This is a genomic window from Methanosphaera sp. DEW79 (genome assembly GCF_003266085.1).
Taxonomy (GTDB): domain Archaea; phylum Methanobacteriota; class Methanobacteria; order Methanobacteriales; family Methanobacteriaceae; genus Methanosphaera; species Methanosphaera stadtmanae.
Window position 1 is genome coordinate 12,349 of record NZ_MUZW01000059.1, and the last position, 17,552, is coordinate 29,900.

The window sequence follows — 17,552 nt, forward strand, 5'->3', positions numbered from 1 at the left end:
GTTATTTACTATTATAATATTTTATAAGAAAAAATATATATTATATATTATGAAAATGGACAGTTCTACAATTACACGTAAAAATATATTAGATGATGTTACAAGTCTACTTACATCGTTTGGTTTTAAAACTTCAAATATCTATGACAGAAACTGTTTTGATTTACTAGCTAGAAAAAAAGACATACTCATAATACTAAAGATACTTGTTAATATAGATAGCTTAACACCAACACAAGCAGAAGAATTATCTAAAATCTCTGGAACTTTTCTTGCAAGTCCAATAATAATTGGATATAAATCTAAACATAACTACTTAGAAGAAGATATTGTATACGAACGTCATGAAATTCCAGTAATATCACCACAAACATTATGTAATATTATTGTTAATGATATTCATCCAGAAATATTTGCAAAAAGAGGTGGATATTATGTTAAAATCAATGGTAATTTACTTAAAAATTTACGTGAAAAAAATAATTTATCACTGAAAGAACTTGCAGATATAAGTCATGTTTCTAGAGAAACAATTTATAAATATGAGAAAGGAAATTCACAGACATATCCTGAAACTGCAATGATGCTAGAACAAGTATTAAACAGTCCAATTACAGAATCAATTAATTTACTAGAAACAAACAATACAAAAACCACAACACTTGATAAGAAAATTCAAGAACCAATAGAATTAATTAAATTAGGTTATGATATAAAATCATCAAATAAAGCTCCTTTTGATGCAATATCTGAAAGACAAGAAGAAACAGAAGAAGTAAGACAATTAAAAGAAAAACTTGAAAGTAAATTAGATGAAATTGAAAAAATCAGGGCAGAAATCAATAAAAAAACTAAACATCATAATCTATTAATTACTAATATGGAACGTAATCGTAGTGATAATACATTGAATAAAATAGCAAATTGTACTGAGGATATTTCTCTAATTACAGGACATGATGCATTATTTGTTCTTGAACATAAAAAAGATAAAGAATTTATCAAAAAAATACCTGCCATATATACATGGGAACTTAAAAATATGGACAATATGGAAGAATTATTAAAACTAATAAAAGAAAGAAAAGAAGAAGCTAATGATTCATAATTTGAATTTATTAATAATTCCAAGTGTTTCTTCTGCTTCACTTTCCTTTGCTAAACCAACACATACACAATCTACATAATCAATATTTTTTATAAAATCATAGGCTTCTTGTGGCTTCAATATACCTGTTGCTAGTGTTCTATTTACTATGATCTTTTTACCTATTTTTTCTACTGAAAAGGAAATTTTATCTTTATTTTCTTTATTTAAGAAATTACAATCCATCATATACCCATAAAAATTCAATGGAAACATAATTACATCGAAATATTCACATAAATTAGATTCACTTATAAGTGGTAAATTTTTAAATGGTGTTCTTGTTTCTATTGCTGGAATATATCCCCTATTTTTTATTTCTTTTAAATACTTTATAATATATTCAAAATCACCTTCATCAATTTTTTTATCAACAAAACTTCCATCTAAAATAACCGTAGTTGTATTGAATTTATCAAAAACATTTAAATCCTCATTAAATGTATTAAAATTAGTCATTCCAATTACAGACCAAGTACATCCCATATTTTCAGATATTTCTAATGCTTTTTTAATATCATCAGTCACATTAAAAAGAAATTGATTAACACCTAATTGATATGATTTATTTAATATTTTAGCTATATTTTCAGGTTGATTTTTAAAATCTAGTTCATATAATCGTGTTCTATGACCAAATTGTGGACTGAAAATAAATGGTGAACTACCTAATATTACCTCACTATATGTCATTGTTAATAACCTCGTATTCTTAATTAATTATTTTATATAATAATATATAATTATCATTATAAAAAAATAAAGAAAAAAAGTATCAACTATTAAAAAAATTAAAATTAAGAATTAATATGATATTTTAATTAAAAAACTCAAAATATTCCTAATCACCTTATTGATTCATCCCATTGAAAATAAAATCATAAATAACACTTAAAATACCACCATAGTTATATTATTCATTTTTAAAGAAAGTAAATACAAATACTATTATGAAAGTTAGAATAAATATAAAAAGATACTGTTTCTAAAAATTTCTAAAAAGAAAAATATCATGTATTTATAATAAAAAAAACATAAATTAAATATAATATTGAACTAATATTTTGCAATATAATGTTAAAATACAATATTAATTTTATAAATGGAATGGATTTTCCAAAATTCAAGTATAATATAAATAAAGGAGATCAAAAATGCCAAAAGTATTAGTAGCTGATAAGATTAATGAAAAAGGTGTTGAAGTATTAGAAGGATCTGCTGAAATAGTAAACAATCCTAAAATAACACCAGAAGAACTATTAAAAACAATTGATCAATATGATGGAATAATTGTAAGAAGTAGAACAAAAATGACAAAAGAAGTCATTGAAAATGCTAAAAACTTAAAAATTATTGCAAGAGCAGGAGTTGGAGTAGATAATATAGATGTTCAAGCTGCAACAGACCATGGAATTCTTGTAGTAAATGCTCCTCAATCTACATCCATCACAGTAGCAGAACATGCAATGGGTTTAATGCTCTCATTAAGTAGAAAAATAGCTATAGCTGATGCTTCTGTAAAAGCAGGCAAATGGGAAAAAAGTAAATTCATGGGTATGGAATTAAGAAACAAAACTCTTGGTGTAATTGGTATGGGTAGAATCGGAAGTCAAGTTGTAAAAAGAGCAAAAGCTTTCGAAATGGATGTTATTGTATATGATCCATACATAACAGAAGACGTTGCAAAAGAATTAGGTGTTGAAATAACAACATTAGACTATCTTGTTGAAAATGCAGATGTAATGACAATACACGTTCCATTAACACCTGAAACAAAAGGTTTAATATCCAAACCAGAATTAACAAAAATGAAAGATCATGCAATTCTATTAAACTGTGCTAGAGGTGGAATAATCAATGAAGCAGATCTTTATGAAGTATTAAAAGAAAGACCTGAATTAAAAGCAGGACTTGATGTGTATGAAAATGAACCTCTAGAAAACAGTCCTCTTGTAACATTAGATAATGTTGTATTAACACCACATATTGCTGCATCTACCAAAGAAGCTCAACGTGATGCTGCAATCATAGTTGCAAAAGAAGTTAAAGAAGTAATCAACGGAAACATACCAAACAACGTATTGAACATGCCGGTTGTTGATAATGAAACCTTTCAAACCCTCAAACCTTACTTCCAATTAACTGAAAAATTAGGACAAATACTAGTTCAAACTACAACCTCTAACATATCAGAATTAAACATAGTATATAGTGGTGAAATCTCTGGTAAAGCTAAAGAACCACTAACAAGAGAATTATTAAAAGAATTCTTAAACCCTATCTTAACAGAACCTGTTAACTCTGTAAATGCTAAAGCTGTTGCAAAAGAAAGAGGTATAAAAATTACTGAAGGAGAAACAGAAGATAGTGGAAAATATGATGCAACAATAAAAATTGATGTATTCTATGATAATGCTGAAATGAAAATAGAAGGTGTTGTTGAAAATAATGAAGCTAAAATTATTTCCATAGATGATTATGATGTAAGATTAACTCTTGAAGGTAAAATGGCTATCATTAAATATGTAGATCTTCCAGGCACTATTGGAAAAATTGGTAAAATATTAGGTGATTATAAAATCAATATTGCAGAAATGCAAGTAGGAAGACAAACTGAAGGTGGAGAAGCTATAATGGTTCTTAAAGTAGACCAAGAAATAACTGAAGAAGTAGTTTCAAAACTCGAAGATGATAATGATATTGACTTTGTAAAACCAGTAAAATTATAATATTTTACTAAATCCTTTATCTTTTTTTATAAGAATATTTCAAAAAAAATTAAAAAGAGAATAGAATACTTATTTATTTAATTCTCGTAAACGTTTATTTTCTTTTTCTAATCTTGCTATATCTGATTCCATTTCTTTAATTTCTTTTTCTATTTCATCAGATGATTTTGATACGTCATTTACTTTAGCTTCTATTATATTTTCAGGAGATTTTACAACATTTAATATAATTTCATCTATAGAATCACCAGGTGTTCTATCAGTACGAATATCTACTTCCACCTCATCTCCTGGTTCATACTCTGGAGGTAGTGGTAATTCTTGATTAATTATTTCACCATCTACTTCTAGTTGTATATTTATTGTGTGTGGTTTATTAATTACTGGTTCTTCTTCATTTTTTAGGTTAATATTATCTGTAGTAGTTATTTTATTTTCTTGTTTCATCATATCATCCTCATTTTCAAGTTTTTTTAATTCTTGTAATAATTCTTCATCAAATATTTCATCTTCAATAGCTAAATCACTTAATTTTTTAATATCTACTTCATTACCAAAGTCTTTTATAGTAAATGTCATTGGAGTTCCAAAGGCATCATATGCTTGTATTGTAGCCTGAGAATATGGTCTACATATGATCATATGGAAATAACCATTTTTTCCAAAAAATGATAAATCTGCATTTGATGGTTGATTACTTGGTCCTGGATGACTATGTACTGATCCTACTGCATTAACTGTCATGGGCATCATAAATACTTGCATTACTGCACTTGTATCAGAAGCTTCAAAGGGTAGAAAAATTAAACCAGTTATTTTTAAAATAGAATTTTCTATATCTCCAGAAAGTAGAGCTACAAATTCTTTTGGGTCTGCATTAATTGCTATTTTAATTATTTCTTCAACTACTTTCTCATCTATCCAAACTTCTTCAATCTTTTTATTATTACCTAATAATTTAGATAGTGTCTTGTTAAAATCCATATTTGCCTCCCTTTTTAAATAAAGTCTAAAAATATCTTATTCAACATTTACTTGAATAAGGATATATTTTTATCTACATATACTTTATTTCTAAAGTATAAAGTTTTTTTCTTTAATTTTGGATTATATCCTTCTTTTTCTTCTTTAATTTTATAGATTGCCACACCTCTTTTTTGCCATGTTGGTACGTGTGCAATATTTATTCCATGATTAAATAATAATTCATGAATATTGGATTTGTTGAGTTTATATAATATTTTAGCAGTTTTTTCAGGTTTATTTTCTTTATTTAATACGTATTGTGCATATGAATTTAAACAATTACGCCAAGATTCATCTTGTCTCCATTTAAAATAGTTTTTAATATTTTTAGAAGTAATTATAATTCTTGAATCAAAAGATGCTGGTTTCAATGTAGTTATATCCACATCAAATTGATCTTTACTAATAAATAAGTGTTTCATAAATGAACTAGATACATATGAACATATAACTGAGTCAATCTTCTCAACACGTCCATTAAAGGGGATTTGTTCAAGAAGTATATTTATTTCATCAGAAAAAGTATAAATATATTTTGTATTAAATTCTCCTAAAACATCCTTTGACACTTCAATAAAAAGATTTCGTAAACGTTTATCAAAGGGTTTTTTTAAACCTAATTGTTTTGTATATTTAGAAAAAGAACGACCATCAATTCGTATTATAATTGGTAAATCTGGAACTATTTTTAGTTGTGAGAATTGTTCATATTCCTTCAATAAAATCACCATAAGTGTTTAAAAAAAAGATTAAAGAAATGGTAAAAACATTAACATTTGATTATAAAACATTATGATCCTATTTGAATAGTTTTAGATAATTTATTTAATAAACATGCTGCTGAGAATGCAGCTAGCATACTTGTTTTAGGATTATCTGGACTACTTACATTAGCAGTTCTTGTTATTAATTCACCAAAAGATCCTTTAAGATGAATTTCATGTGTATTTTTGTCAATTTTTGGATCTGCTATTATTTTAACATCAACATCAATACCTGATGCTAAACTTAATGTTGAGGATACATTGATATTTTTTGGGAATTTGTTAACAGCCTCTGAAGCTTTTCCCTCAAATAATACTTTTTCTTCATTACCCTCCAAAGTCATACCTAATGAAACTGGTGGTTTTCTAGTAGTTAAAGATATTGATTCAATTTCACCCATAGTTGATGCTTTAACCGTATCTATTCCTGTAATTGCACCTGTTGGTAAATATATTTTAACATTAGATTCATCAGCCAAACGTTCTAAATGATTTTTAAATTCAGAATCCATTAGAGCTCCAACACTCATTATTATTACATTAACACCATTTTCTAATATTTTTGGAACTGAGTTACGTACTGCAGACTGTGCTGCTGCTTCTAATATTAAATCTGATCTTTCAATTAACTCTTCGATTGTATCAACTACTTCTGCATCAATCTTTTTTGCTAAATTAATCGCATTATTTCTGTTTATATCATAGAAATATGATAGTTTAACATTTAATTTTCCATTTAGTTGAAAGTTTGTTAATGTATTTGCAATAGATCCACAACCCATAATACCTATTTTCATTAAAAAATTACTCCCTTATTAATTTAATTTTTTTGCATAGGCTTAGTGATTGGGGATTTTTTACGTTGTGGTACTGCTTTTTTCTTTTGTTGAGCAGCTTGATATTGAACAAATTTTTCTTGATCTATTATTATAATATCACCTACTGCTGAAACTATTTCATATGGAATATCAATAATTCCTTCAGTTTTTACAGGACCTACTTCTTCATCAGGTACAAGTCTCATTGAGTTTCTTAAAACATCTCTTAAACCAACATTTTTATTGTCTTCTGTTAATGCTTTTGTTTTAAAAAAGGATATTCTACCTTTTTTAATGTTTAATACCACTTCTGTTACTTTTCCTACGTATTTTCCTTCTGTATTATAAATATTTAAATTGTAAAATGTAGATAAATTTACCATTATTTTCACCAAATGTTTTGTTTTAATGTATTAATGAGATATTCTTCTTTATTAGCAATAATGTAATATATTTCTTTTTTATTAATTATAAAAAAAGAATAATTTTTGATGGTTAAGTATATGTTTAGCATAATATATAAAAATAACCTTAAAATATGAAAATATTCTCCATTTAAAAGACTATATGTATGAAAACAATATAATTAAAAAAAATGAAATATATATAATTATATTGAATTAATAAACAAAGATAGAAATTTGGGTGATTAAAATTTGGGATACAAGTAACGATTATAGATTAAAAGTAGCTGAAAAAGCAATAGAGGATTTTATTAGAGTAGTTGAAGGTTCTAATCTAAGAGGTTCATGGAATAAGAAGAAAGTTAGATTAATTGCTAAGGATATGAATCCAGATATTCAAACATTATATTATTCATATATTTCTCCAGATCAACTTGCAAAAACACCACAAGTGAATAATCTTTTAAAGAGTGTTGATGAAATTATTGAAAATCTTGGTGGAGAAAATTATTCTAAAAAATTTTTATCTGAATTAAATAGAGAAGAACGTGAAAAACTTGAATTACCCCTATCAAAGATGAAATTTTTCTTCAATACAATACGCGGACTTCCTGCTAGATTAATGCTTGGAGAAATTGATGATCCTATTATTGGTGTTGATATTCAAGTTGGTGAATTAGTAAGTGTTAGTAAACATCCAAAAACAGATACATTAATGGTTTGTAATGTAAATCTAGGTAAACGTGCAATTACTGTAATTACCAATGATTTATCTGTTAAAGATAATGATCATGTTGCTGTTTCTTTATTACCACCTAGTGCATTTATGGGAATTAGTAGTGAAGGTATGTTTTTAGGGGCTGGAGAAGGTATTTTAAAAGATGTTGAGGGAGAATTAGGTAGTCTACCACAACATATCGACGTTGCTGCACTTAATGAAACAAGAAATCTTGTAGACCAGTATCTTAAAGATTAATCTCCCAAACCTTTTTTTTATAAATTACTAATTTTTTTATCTAAATTATCTAATTTTGTTTTTATGTCATTTATTTCATTATTTTTAATTTCAGTATCAAATTGTTGTAGATACTTTTGATAGATATTCATAGCTAAAATAACTACAATCAATATACCTGCAAATAAAAGTATTAATTCAACAGAAGCTTGTCCTAACCTATCTTCATATATGTTCATAAAACCACCTATAGTCCTATAATAGTAGTGAATATCATTCTTGAAACAAAATATACAATAAGTGATGAGGGTAGTAGTATAATTAAATATTTAACTCCTTTTTTATAGTTAGAATATAATACTACTCCCAATAAGAAGCTTACAAGTATTGACTGAATAGTTATATACCCAAAACTTGCAAGTGGAATAGTATTTATTAGTGGATTATTTTTTCCAATTTTTTCTATAAATTCTGAATAAAGACCAATCATTCCTAATGCAAATGGTGTTGCTATAGTTGATGAGATTATTATTAACATTACAGACATCATGACACTTGCTCTTCGTTGCTTTTTTAATAAGATAATCTCCTTTAAATCATGTGATATATCCTCCAATACTTCTGCCAAATTTCCTCCTGATTCCCTTGTATGAATAATTATTTGAAAAATATATCTTAGATTATCTAAATCATTTCTATTAGCAATATCCATTAATGATTCATTAAATGGTTTTTTAAATTGTGTTTCTATTAAAAGTTGTTTAATTTCATTATTCAACGGTCCTTTACTTGTTTTTGATAGTTCTTCTAATGCTGATTCAAATCCAAGCCCAACATTCAACAGAGAAGCTATTTGATTAAGATAATCTGGTAGTTGTTCTTCAATATTTTCTTTTCTATGTTCTCTGTTGTATGAAATATATATTATCATAATAACTGAAGGTAAAAATAAAAATAGAACAGATATTATTATGGGCCATTTAATTACACTAAGTAGTATTAAACTTATAATAAATAGAAAAAGACTTAATAATAATATTATTGCAATTAAATCCTCAGCACGTATATAAATACTTGTATTTACAAGAATTTTTTGTAGTTTAAATAAAAAATCTTGAGAAATATTTCTTTTTATATAATTACTTATTAATTTAAATATTTGAATATACATAAAATTATTACTTTTATATATAATAATATGATTTTAAATAATATATAAAAATTGTTTTAAAAAAAGAATAAAAAATTAAAGAGTAAAATCTAATTTCTTATCTAAACTTGTTAAAACTTCACTATTCTTTTTAACAAGAACATCATCCTCAATACGTACACCAAATTCTCCAGGAATATAAATACCTGGTTCTGCTGTAATAACCATGTTTTCTTCTAAAACACCCTCAGATTTTGATGAAATATTTGGATTTTCATGAATATCTAAACCAAAAGCATGACCAGTACTATGTATAAAATACTCACCATAACCATACTCACTTATAACATCCCTTGCTGCTTTATCAACATCAGCAAATTTAACACCTGGACTTATTGTTTTAATAGCTTCTTTTTGAGCTTCAAGAACTATGTTCCAAATCTCTTCTTGACGTTCAGAATCAATAAAAGTCCTTGTTATATCAGAACAATAATGATCATATCTTGCACCCCAATCAACCACAATAGGAGTTTCAACACGATTCATTGAAGTTTCAGAATGGGGAGAACTGGAACGAGACCCACTAGCTACTATTGTATCAAATGCTGGTTTATTAGATCCATTAATTGTCATGTCAAATTCTAAAGATGCAGCAGCAAATTTTTCAGTACTTGTAAAATCAATCTCTTTAATAGCATTTTCTGCTATTCCAATGGAATTTCTTATTTTTGTTATTTCCTCTTTAGTTTTAGTTTTTCGCATATCTTCAATTACATTAGATACACTTAATTTATTATAATCATCAGATAAAAATTGTAAAAATTCAAAGTCAAGAGATTTTTCAATGGCTATTTTTCCATTTAATAACTCATTTACTTTACCTAGACGTTCAATATCCCTTACTTCAATTGAAGATTCCCTTTGAGCATCAACCTTATCAATACTATTTACATATAATATTGGTTCTTTATTTATAATTAAATATGCAAAACTTGATGGATAAAAATCAGAAATATATTTTATATTTTCTGGTTTATATACAAACATAGAATCAATATTTTCTTCTTGCAATTGATTTAATATTTCCTCATTTTTCAAATAAAATTCCTCCACTGGTTCTTATAATCTATTATGAAAATTAAATTTTTTTACTATATCATATTATATATTAGAAACATTATATAAAGTAGAATAATAAATAATTATAATACTAATATAAAATAAAAACAGTTGGAGGATTAGAATGCTTCAATTTTCAAAAACAGAAACTAAAGATTTGAGTATAGCTATTATAGTAATAACATTATTATTTGCATATTTATACAGTAATGGTACATTTGGAATGATGATATATTTGATTCCTATTTCACTAGTTACTATTGGACTTAGTTTTATATTACATGAACTTGGACATAAATATGTAGCACAAAAATATGGATTTTTTGCTGAATTTAGAAAATGGAATACAGGACTACTCATAGCAATAATAACAGGTTTATTTGGATTTATATTCCTAGCACCTGGTGCAGTATATATTGGTTCATATACAGGAATAATTACAGATGAAGAAAATGGAAAAATTTCAATAGCAGGACCAATAGTAAATATAATTCTTGCAGTGATATTCTTATTAATTGAAATTAGTTTAAAACCATTTTTCTTATTATCATCACCCCTATCCACATATTTAATGATAACAGCAATGATAGGATTCCATATTAACAGTTTCCTTGCATTATTTAACTTATTACCTATACCTATGTTAGATGGTTCTAAAGTTATGAAATGGAATCTTCCATTATGGATTGTAAGTATAGTGGTTGCAGGCCTATTAACATATGCTTCCTACTCATCCATATTATTATAGTAACCTAAAAAAATAGTTTTTACTATAAACTATACTTCTTATTTTTTTCAAGATATTAATTTCTAATTATCAACTACATGATTCCATTTAAATATATTTTCTACTAATTAAAACAAAAGATTATAAAATCCATAAAATAATAAAAAACAAAAAATACATAACTATATCTTAATAACTAATTTAAGATAAAAAAAAGATAATAATTGATAAATATGTTAAATGAATCTCCTATTACTTATAAAACATCAACACATAGAACAAGTTCTCCTGAAAAAACCTTGGAAAAAATATCTAAAATAACTACAGATATTGGTCTAACAAGAACTTCAAATATAACACATTTAGATAGAATAAAAATACCTGTTTTTACATCTGTAAGGCCACTTGCCAAAGAAGGTGCTGTTAGTGTTTATGCTGGAAAGGGTCCCACAGAGATACATGCAAAGGTTTCATCCATTATGGAAGCAGTTGAAAGATATTCTGCGGAAATACAAGGAACTGAAAACACAATACTAGAAAAATATAATCCAGAAAACTGTCTTAATCCTGAAAGTCTAATTTTACCAAGAAATTCCTATAATGATAATGCATTAGAATGGATTAAGGGATATTCTATTAAAACTTCACGTGAAATATACATACCTGCTAATGTAGTATTCCATCCATATACAACAGAAGATGTTCATCATATATGTTTATCAAATACTAATGGTTTGGCATCAGGAAATACAATAGAAGAAGCAATATTTCATGGAATGATGGAAGTAGTTGAAAGAGATGCATGGAGTTTATTTGAAGCATTTAAAGAGAATAAACCTGAAATTAATTGTAAAAATGCAACTAATGAATATGTATGTGAATTAATAGAAAAATTTAGAAATGCTAATGTATATATTAAATTACTTGACTTGACAAGTGACAATGATATTCCTACAATAGGTGCTGTATCTGAAGATTTAACTCTTAAAGATCCTGCATTACTTACACTTGGTATTGGAACACATCTTGATGCAAATATTGCAGCCATACGTGCTATTACAGAAGTTGCTCAAAGTAGAGCAACCCAAATACATGGAACTCGTGAAGATACTACCAGAGCAAATCTCTTAAGAGATACAGGTTATGATAGAATGAAACGTATAAATAGACATTGGTTTAGAAAATCAGATGAAACTATAAATATTGAAGACATACCTGATAAATCAAAAAATTCATTTAAGGAAGATATTGAATTAACAATGAAACTTCTTGAAAAAACTGGAATAAAAGATGCTTATTATGTTGATTTAACACGAGATATAAATATACCAGTTGTACGTGTAATAATACCGGGTATGGAGTTATTTAGTGTTGATTCATCACGTGTGGGTAATAGACTAAAACCTAAGGACTTAATAATATAGGAAGGATTAGATGAAACAAGTTATAATTATGAGAACAGATCTTAAAATGGGAAAAGGAAAAATTGCTGCCCAAGCATGTCATGCTAGTTTAAATTGTTATAAGAATGCTGATAAATCAAGACTCAGAGCATGGGAACTTAGTGGACAGAAAAAGGTTGTTCTTAAAGTATCTTCTGAGAAAGAATTATTAGAACTTAATAGCATTGTAAAAGAGACTGATCTTCCACATTCATTAATTACTGATGCTGGTCATACACAGATTGAACCTTCTACAAGAACTTGTTTAGGAATTGGTCCAGGGTCTGATGAAGAGATTGACAAGTTAACTGGTCATCTAAAATTATTATAGAAGGTATGTTATGGTAACTGTTGTTAAAATAGGTGGAAGTTTATTTCCAGAGCATGTTAATAGGTTATGTGAATGTTTTAAAAAATCTAAGGAAAAAATTGTTTTAATTAATGGTGGTGGCGACTTAGCAAATATTTTAAGAGAATATCATGAAGAATATAACTATTCTAATAATGTTAATCATTGGACTGCAATAGAATGTATGAATATTATTGGAAAATTAATTGCTGATAAAAATAGGAATATTACTTTAATTAAAAAGTTAGATGAAATTGTATTAGTTCATAAAACAGATAAAATCCCATTATTATTAACATACGACCTATTAAAAGAAGAAGATCCATTAGATCATTCATGGAATGTTACTAGTGATTCTATAGCATGTTGGGTTGCAAGTAAAATAAATGCTAAACTATTAATATTAACAAATGTAGATGGTATATATAGCGGTAACATTTTCTCAAATAACAAAAAACTTATTAAAAAAGTAAATGCAAATGAACTATTATTTTTTGAAGAAACTTCTGTAGATAAATGTTTACCAAAATTACTAATTAAATATCATTTAAACTGTTATGTAATAAATGGCAAATATCCTGATAGGGTGCTAGCTCATTTAAACAGTGACCATACAATGAATAATGTTTATACATATATAGGAGGAAAATAATATGGCAGAAAAAATGATTTGTACTTCTTGTAAACAAGAAATATCACCAATAGATAAATATGTAAAATTCCATTGTCCTGAATGTGATGCAGAAATTTACAGATGTCCTAAATGCAGAACTTTTGGACATGAATACACATGTGAATGTGGATTTAAAGGACCTTAAATAATTCAAAATTAAATAAAATCTTAAGGAGAAATATTAATGTCTGATGTAGCAGCAATATTAAAAGTAATGCCTGAAAGTCCTGAAATTGACTTAGAAGCATTGAAAGAAACTATTAAAAATACAATAGATGCTGATTCTTTTGAAAGAATTGAAGAAGAACCTATTGGATTTGGATTAATTGCATTAAATGTTACTATTGTAGTTGATGATGGTGAAGGTGGAACTGAACCAGCAGAAGAAGCATTAGCAGCACTTGATGAAATTCAATCTGTTGAAGTAACTGATGTTAGAAGATTAATGTAAGTGTATTTTTTATACTTACAATCACTTTTTTATATTCTTTTTTTATATTTTAGTCTTTTTTAATATTTTAGATAAAAGATAAGTATTACTTATTTTATAAATAGTATTAATAGATTATGTTTGATATTTTAATTACTTTGATATTTGGAATAATCATTGGTACAATCACTGGAATAATGCCAGGATTACATGTAAATACTGTTGGAATTATAATATTTTCAACATCCCCCACATTACTTTCTATTACAAATCCACTAGTTATTTCCACATTTCTTGTATCTATTGCACTAACACATGCAATGATAGAATTCATACCCTCATTGCTTATGGGAATTCCAAGTGAAGATACTGTTTTATCAGTACAACCAGGACATAGAATGTTATTTAAAGGAGAATCTATGGGTGCAATACGACTTGTTAGCTTTGGAGGATATTGTTCCATTGTTTTATTGATTATTATAATGCCAATTCTTTTTATAGTATTACCTTTAATATATTATGGATTAAAAGAATACATTGGTATTTTATTAATTATTATAATGATTTTAATATTATATTTTAGTAATAAGAGTAATAATAAGCGTTTAATGAGCACTCTTATATTTTTAGTCTCGGGAATTATGGGGTTAGTTCTATTAAATGGTAATTTAGGTAGTAATATAGCTCTTCTTTCCATGTTATCAGGATTATTTAGTGTAAGTAATCTAATATACTCCATCAATAATAATTCCAAAATTCCACATCAAAAAGATATAAAGAATATTGTAATTGACTCTAAATTTAAAAAATCAGTTTTTGCTGGCAGTATTTCAGGTTGTATTATGGGATTATTACCAGGCCTTGGTCCAGCCCAAGGTACTTTAATTGCACAGATTATTACATTAAATAAAGACATAAAAGTTGATAATTTTCTAGTCACAAATAGTGGAATTAATGTTTGTGACACATTATTTTCATTGATTGCTATTTATTTAATTAGTAATCCACGTAGTGCTATAAGTGTTTATGTTAATAATTTAATTGAAGATATCACATTGATTCATATATTATTTTTTATATGTGTTAGTTTAGTATGTGTTTCAGTTACATGTGTTGTTTCAATTAAGTTAGGTGATTTATTAATTAAAAATATAAAAAAAGTTGATTATAATAAATTAAATATTTTTATTGTTGTTTTAATAAGTATGATTGTATTTTTTTATACAATATTAAGTCAGGGATGTATATGGTATGTAATACTTTGTTACATTACAAGTATTAGCCTTGGAATTTTAGTAAATACACTTGATTTAAGTAAAAGTAATTTAATGGGTGTTTTAATTATCCCCTCTATTTTAACATATATTGGTATTATATGATATAAATCTCTTTACATATTTTTTTAAGAAAGGTTTCATATCCACTAGTATCCACACCTGGAAAAGCATCAATTAGTCCCACATCATATCTTTGATTAGTACAACTCAAATTACAAATATCCTCTTGTGTAATTTCATATTTATCACATGGAATGTTATTTAATTTAAGATTTGTTTCGGTTGTATCTACTGCTATATCATATATATCATTGAAATGTACTTTTTTTGCATTTTTTAAAAGAGCATAGATTCCTAGTGTTCCTGCCCCACACATTGCATCAAGGACTGTTGGATTATCATATTTATTAAGAATTTCATTTACCTGTTTTAATTTTAATGATTCTTCCTTAGGATATTCTATATGAATTTTTGATTGTGGTTTATATAAACAAATTTCTCCAACATCAGTTTTTTGAATATCACACCTAATATCACATCCAGATTGTAATTTATAGTTATGAATACCATTATTTTCATTTAATTGTCCTACAGTATTGTTTATATCTCCTTTAATCACTGATTTTATCTCTGGAACAGAATTATAAATTTTTTCAGATGTTTTATTATCAGTATGCTGTGTTATTAAAACTAATGATTTTTCTGGTAAATATGGTGATGTTTTTAATGGAACTGCAGGAGTTATTAATGGTGTACCTACCTTTCTTATTGAACTAGTTGTTGATAAAAAACCATTTTCAATCATTATCTTCAATACATGTGCCATTACAGTATCAATGTGTCTTTTATTACAACTAGTACATTTTTTATAGTTTTTATCAACATCATCTAGATTTAACTGTCTTTTTATTGGAATTGATTTCTTTAATTTCTTTGTATAACAGTCAGAACATGGATTATATCTTGTCTGTATATCTTCAAGAACCTCATTTCGTGATATTATACAATTTCTTTTACACCTACATTTCATAATAATAGTATGGTATTTATTATAAAAATAATTTAGAAAATAAATTGTAATACTATTTATTAAATAAGTAATAAATATAATAGAGCAACACATTATGAAATACATGGAAATATATAAAACTAAAAAGGAACCACAATTAGATAAAACTGAAATACAAGAATATCAAAAAATAAAAGAAAAAATAATACAACAAGAAATTAACAATGAAAAATCTATAATAAATAAAGATGTAATTCATGAATTAATAACTAAAAATACCACAAATCATAAAATTCTAAATAAATTATTACATGATATTCAAGGATATGGTAAAATAGATGACATGATAAATGACGATGACCTCGAGGAAATAATGATAATAGGAAGTAAAAAACCAGTATATGTTTATCATAGAGAAAAAGGAATGATGTTAACCAATATAAAACTAAATAATATGGAAATACGCCAAATAATTGATAAAATAGCAAATAATATCCAAAGAAAAATCAATAAACAAAGCCCAATACTAGATGCAAGACTAGATGATGGAAGTAGAGTAAATGCAACAATACCCCCAATTACTGCAGATGGTCCAACATTAACAATAAGAAAATTTAGAAAAAATCCTTATACAATCTTTGACTTAATAAATAAAAATACCTTAACATTAAATTTAGCAGCATTTCTCTGGATAGTAATTGAAGGATTACATATTAGACCATCCAACATAATAATAGCTGGTGGAACTGGTTGTGGAAAAACAACAACACTCAACACAATATCATCATTTATACCACAACATGAAAGAATTATAACAATAGAAGATACTCTTGAATTACAAATACCACACAAACATATCATTAGAACTGAAACAAAACCACCCAACATTGAAAATAAAGGTGAAATAACAATGGATTTACTACTAAAAAACTCCTTAAGACAACGTCCTGATAGAATAATTATAGGAGAAGTAAGATCAAACGAAGCAATAACATTGTTTACAGCATTAAATACTGGACATTCTGGTATGGGAACATTACATGCTAATTCAACATATGAAACAATAACACGACTAACAAACCCACCAATGAGCGTTCCAAACATTATGATCAAATCAATAGATTTTATAATAATGCAAAAAAGAATTTATCATCCAAAATATGGAATTATAAGGCGAATAACTGATGTAGCTGAAGTTGTTGGAATGGAGAATAATAAAATTCAATTAAATACAATATACAAATACAATTCAGTGAATGATAGTATAAAATACACTGCAATAAATTGTAATGCATTGAATAAAATAGCATATCTTACAGGACTCACATACAAACAAGTACATGAAGAAATACATGAAAGAGAAAAATATTTAGAAAAATATCATGATAAAAACATGAATATAGAAAAAGTACATGAAATTATAAATAATTACCATCAAAAGACATTATGAGAGAATTTATAGAATATGTGGGATTTAAAACAATAAAACTTTATTTACATATAACTAAGAAAAAGTCATTGTCAGAAACTTAG

Annotated in this window: 20 protein-coding genes; 11 read left to right on the forward strand and 9 right to left on the reverse strand. The window is 26.3% G+C overall.

The genetic code is table 11. The annotated features are described in order from the left end of the window. Nucleotides 1-49: 49 nt before the first annotated feature. The gene (locus BZ132_RS05465; RefSeq protein WP_011406723.1) at nt 50-1,108 is read left to right on the forward strand and encodes a transcriptional regulator; all 1,059 of its coding nucleotides are present in this window, start codon (nt 50-52) and stop codon (nt 1,106-1,108) included. On the opposite strand, the gene BZ132_RS05470 is transcribed toward BZ132_RS05465, so the two are convergent. Beyond that, complete coding sequence (locus BZ132_RS05470) at nt 1,103-1,840, reverse strand: hypothetical protein (RefSeq protein WP_286940630.1); 738 nt, start codon at nt 1,838-1,840, stop codon at nt 1,103-1,105. The genes BZ132_RS05465 and BZ132_RS05470 overlap by 6 nt on opposite strands. 461 nt (nt 1,841-2,301) lie before the next feature. Between BZ132_RS05470 and serA the strand changes: the two genes are divergently transcribed. Further along, nucleotides 2,302-3,876 carry a phosphoglycerate dehydrogenase gene (serA, locus tag BZ132_RS05475; protein ID WP_011406725.1) on the forward strand — a complete coding sequence of 525 codons (1,575 nt, stop codon included), beginning with the start codon at nt 2,302-2,304 and terminating at the stop codon, nt 3,874-3,876. Between the two features lie 69 nt (nt 3,877-3,945). Here serA and BZ132_RS05480 read toward each other — a convergent pair whose 3' ends face one another. From BZ132_RS05480 to BZ132_RS05495, 4 genes are all read right to left on the reverse strand, one after another. Further along, on the reverse strand, nt 3,946-4,860 hold the full coding sequence (locus tag BZ132_RS05480; RefSeq protein ID WP_286940631.1) for a Mov34/MPN/PAD-1 family protein: 915 nt from the start codon (nt 4,858-4,860) through the stop codon (nt 3,946-3,948). A 47-nt stretch (nt 4,861-4,907) separates the two neighbouring features. Continuing rightward, complete coding sequence (locus BZ132_RS05485; RefSeq protein ID WP_011406727.1) at nt 4,908-5,621, reverse strand: tRNA(His) guanylyltransferase Thg1 family protein; 714 nt, start codon at nt 5,619-5,621, stop codon at nt 4,908-4,910. A gap of 71 nt (nt 5,622-5,692) precedes the next feature. Further along, entirely contained in the window at nt 5,693-6,463 is a 771-nt protein-coding gene (locus tag BZ132_RS05490; RefSeq protein ID WP_286940632.1) for an aspartate dehydrogenase, read from the reverse strand. 23 nt (nt 6,464-6,486) lie between these two features. Beyond that, nucleotides 6,487-6,867, reverse strand: a complete 381-nt coding sequence (locus BZ132_RS05495) for a PRC-barrel domain-containing protein (RefSeq protein WP_011406729.1) — start codon at nt 6,865-6,867, stop codon at nt 6,487-6,489. 271 nt (nt 6,868-7,138) lie between these two features. Between BZ132_RS05495 and BZ132_RS05500 the strand changes: the two genes are divergently transcribed. After that, nucleotides 7,139-7,864 carry a tRNA-binding protein gene (locus BZ132_RS05500; RefSeq protein ID WP_048059884.1) on the forward strand — a complete coding sequence of 242 codons (726 nt, stop codon included), beginning with the start codon at nt 7,139-7,141 and terminating at the stop codon, nt 7,862-7,864. A gap of 17 nt (nt 7,865-7,881) precedes the next feature. Here BZ132_RS05500 and BZ132_RS05505 read toward each other — a convergent pair whose 3' ends face one another. The 3 genes from BZ132_RS05505 to BZ132_RS05515 all read right to left on the reverse strand — a co-directional run bounded on the left by BZ132_RS05505 (nt 7,882) and on the right by BZ132_RS05515 (nt 10,091). Next, nucleotides 7,882-8,082, reverse strand: a complete 201-nt coding sequence (locus BZ132_RS05505) for a class III signal peptide-containing protein (protein ID WP_011406731.1) — start codon at nt 8,080-8,082, stop codon at nt 7,882-7,884. An 8-nt stretch (nt 8,083-8,090) separates the two neighbouring features. Continuing rightward, entirely contained in the window at nt 8,091-9,014 is a 924-nt protein-coding gene (locus tag BZ132_RS05510) for a type II secretion system F family protein (RefSeq protein WP_011406732.1), read from the reverse strand. A 75-nt stretch (nt 9,015-9,089) separates the two neighbouring features. Continuing rightward, nucleotides 9,090-10,091 carry a Xaa-Pro peptidase family protein gene (locus BZ132_RS05515; protein WP_011406733.1) on the reverse strand — a complete coding sequence of 334 codons (1,002 nt, stop codon included), beginning with the start codon at nt 10,089-10,091 and terminating at the stop codon, nt 9,090-9,092. A gap of 145 nt (nt 10,092-10,236) precedes the next feature. Between BZ132_RS05515 and BZ132_RS05520 the strand changes: the two genes are divergently transcribed. From BZ132_RS05520 to BZ132_RS05550, 7 genes are all read left to right on the forward strand, one after another. Beyond that, nucleotides 10,237-10,860, forward strand: a complete 624-nt coding sequence (locus BZ132_RS05520; protein WP_011406734.1) for a site-2 protease family protein — start codon at nt 10,237-10,239, stop codon at nt 10,858-10,860. 212 nt (nt 10,861-11,072) lie between these two features. Further along, on the forward strand, nt 11,073-12,263 hold the full coding sequence (locus BZ132_RS05525; RefSeq protein WP_011406735.1) for a YcaO-related McrA-glycine thioamidation protein: 1,191 nt from the start codon (nt 11,073-11,075) through the stop codon (nt 12,261-12,263). A 10-nt stretch (nt 12,264-12,273) separates the two neighbouring features. After that, a complete protein-coding gene (gene pth2 / locus BZ132_RS05530) occupies nt 12,274-12,612 on the forward strand; it encodes a peptidyl-tRNA hydrolase Pth2 (RefSeq protein WP_011406736.1) in 339 nt (112 codons plus the stop codon). A gap of 10 nt (nt 12,613-12,622) precedes the next feature. Then, the gene (locus BZ132_RS05535; RefSeq protein WP_011406737.1) at nt 12,623-13,282 is read left to right on the forward strand and encodes an amino acid kinase; all 660 of its coding nucleotides are present in this window, start codon (nt 12,623-12,625) and stop codon (nt 13,280-13,282) included. A 1-nt stretch (nt 13,283) separates the two neighbouring features. Further along, the gene (locus BZ132_RS05540) at nt 13,284-13,448 is read left to right on the forward strand and encodes a zinc finger domain-containing protein (protein WP_011406738.1); all 165 of its coding nucleotides are present in this window, start codon (nt 13,284-13,286) and stop codon (nt 13,446-13,448) included. Between the two features lie 39 nt (nt 13,449-13,487). After that, nucleotides 13,488-13,754 (forward strand): elongation factor 1-beta, encoded by a 267-nt coding sequence (locus BZ132_RS05545; protein WP_011406739.1) that lies wholly within the window; start codon nt 13,488-13,490, stop codon nt 13,752-13,754. Nucleotides 13,755-13,870: 116 nt separating this feature from the next. Further along, nucleotides 13,871-15,112, forward strand: coding sequence for a tripartite tricarboxylate transporter permease (locus BZ132_RS05550; RefSeq protein WP_011406740.1), 1,242 nt, complete (start codon nt 13,871-13,873; stop codon nt 15,110-15,112). Here the strand turns inward: BZ132_RS05550 and BZ132_RS05555 are convergent. Further along, the gene (locus BZ132_RS05555; protein ID WP_052273667.1) at nt 15,105-16,040 is read right to left on the reverse strand and encodes a 50S ribosomal protein L11 methyltransferase; all 936 of its coding nucleotides are present in this window, start codon (nt 16,038-16,040) and stop codon (nt 15,105-15,107) included. The two genes, BZ132_RS05550 and BZ132_RS05555, sit on opposite strands and share 8 nt — an antisense overlap. A gap of 94 nt (nt 16,041-16,134) precedes the next feature. On the opposite strand from BZ132_RS05555, the gene BZ132_RS05560 reads away from it, so the two are divergent. Then, nucleotides 16,135-17,469, forward strand: a complete 1,335-nt coding sequence (locus BZ132_RS05560) for a CpaF family protein (protein ID WP_011406742.1) — start codon at nt 16,135-16,137, stop codon at nt 17,467-17,469. Nucleotides 17,470-17,552: the final 83 nt, after the last annotated feature.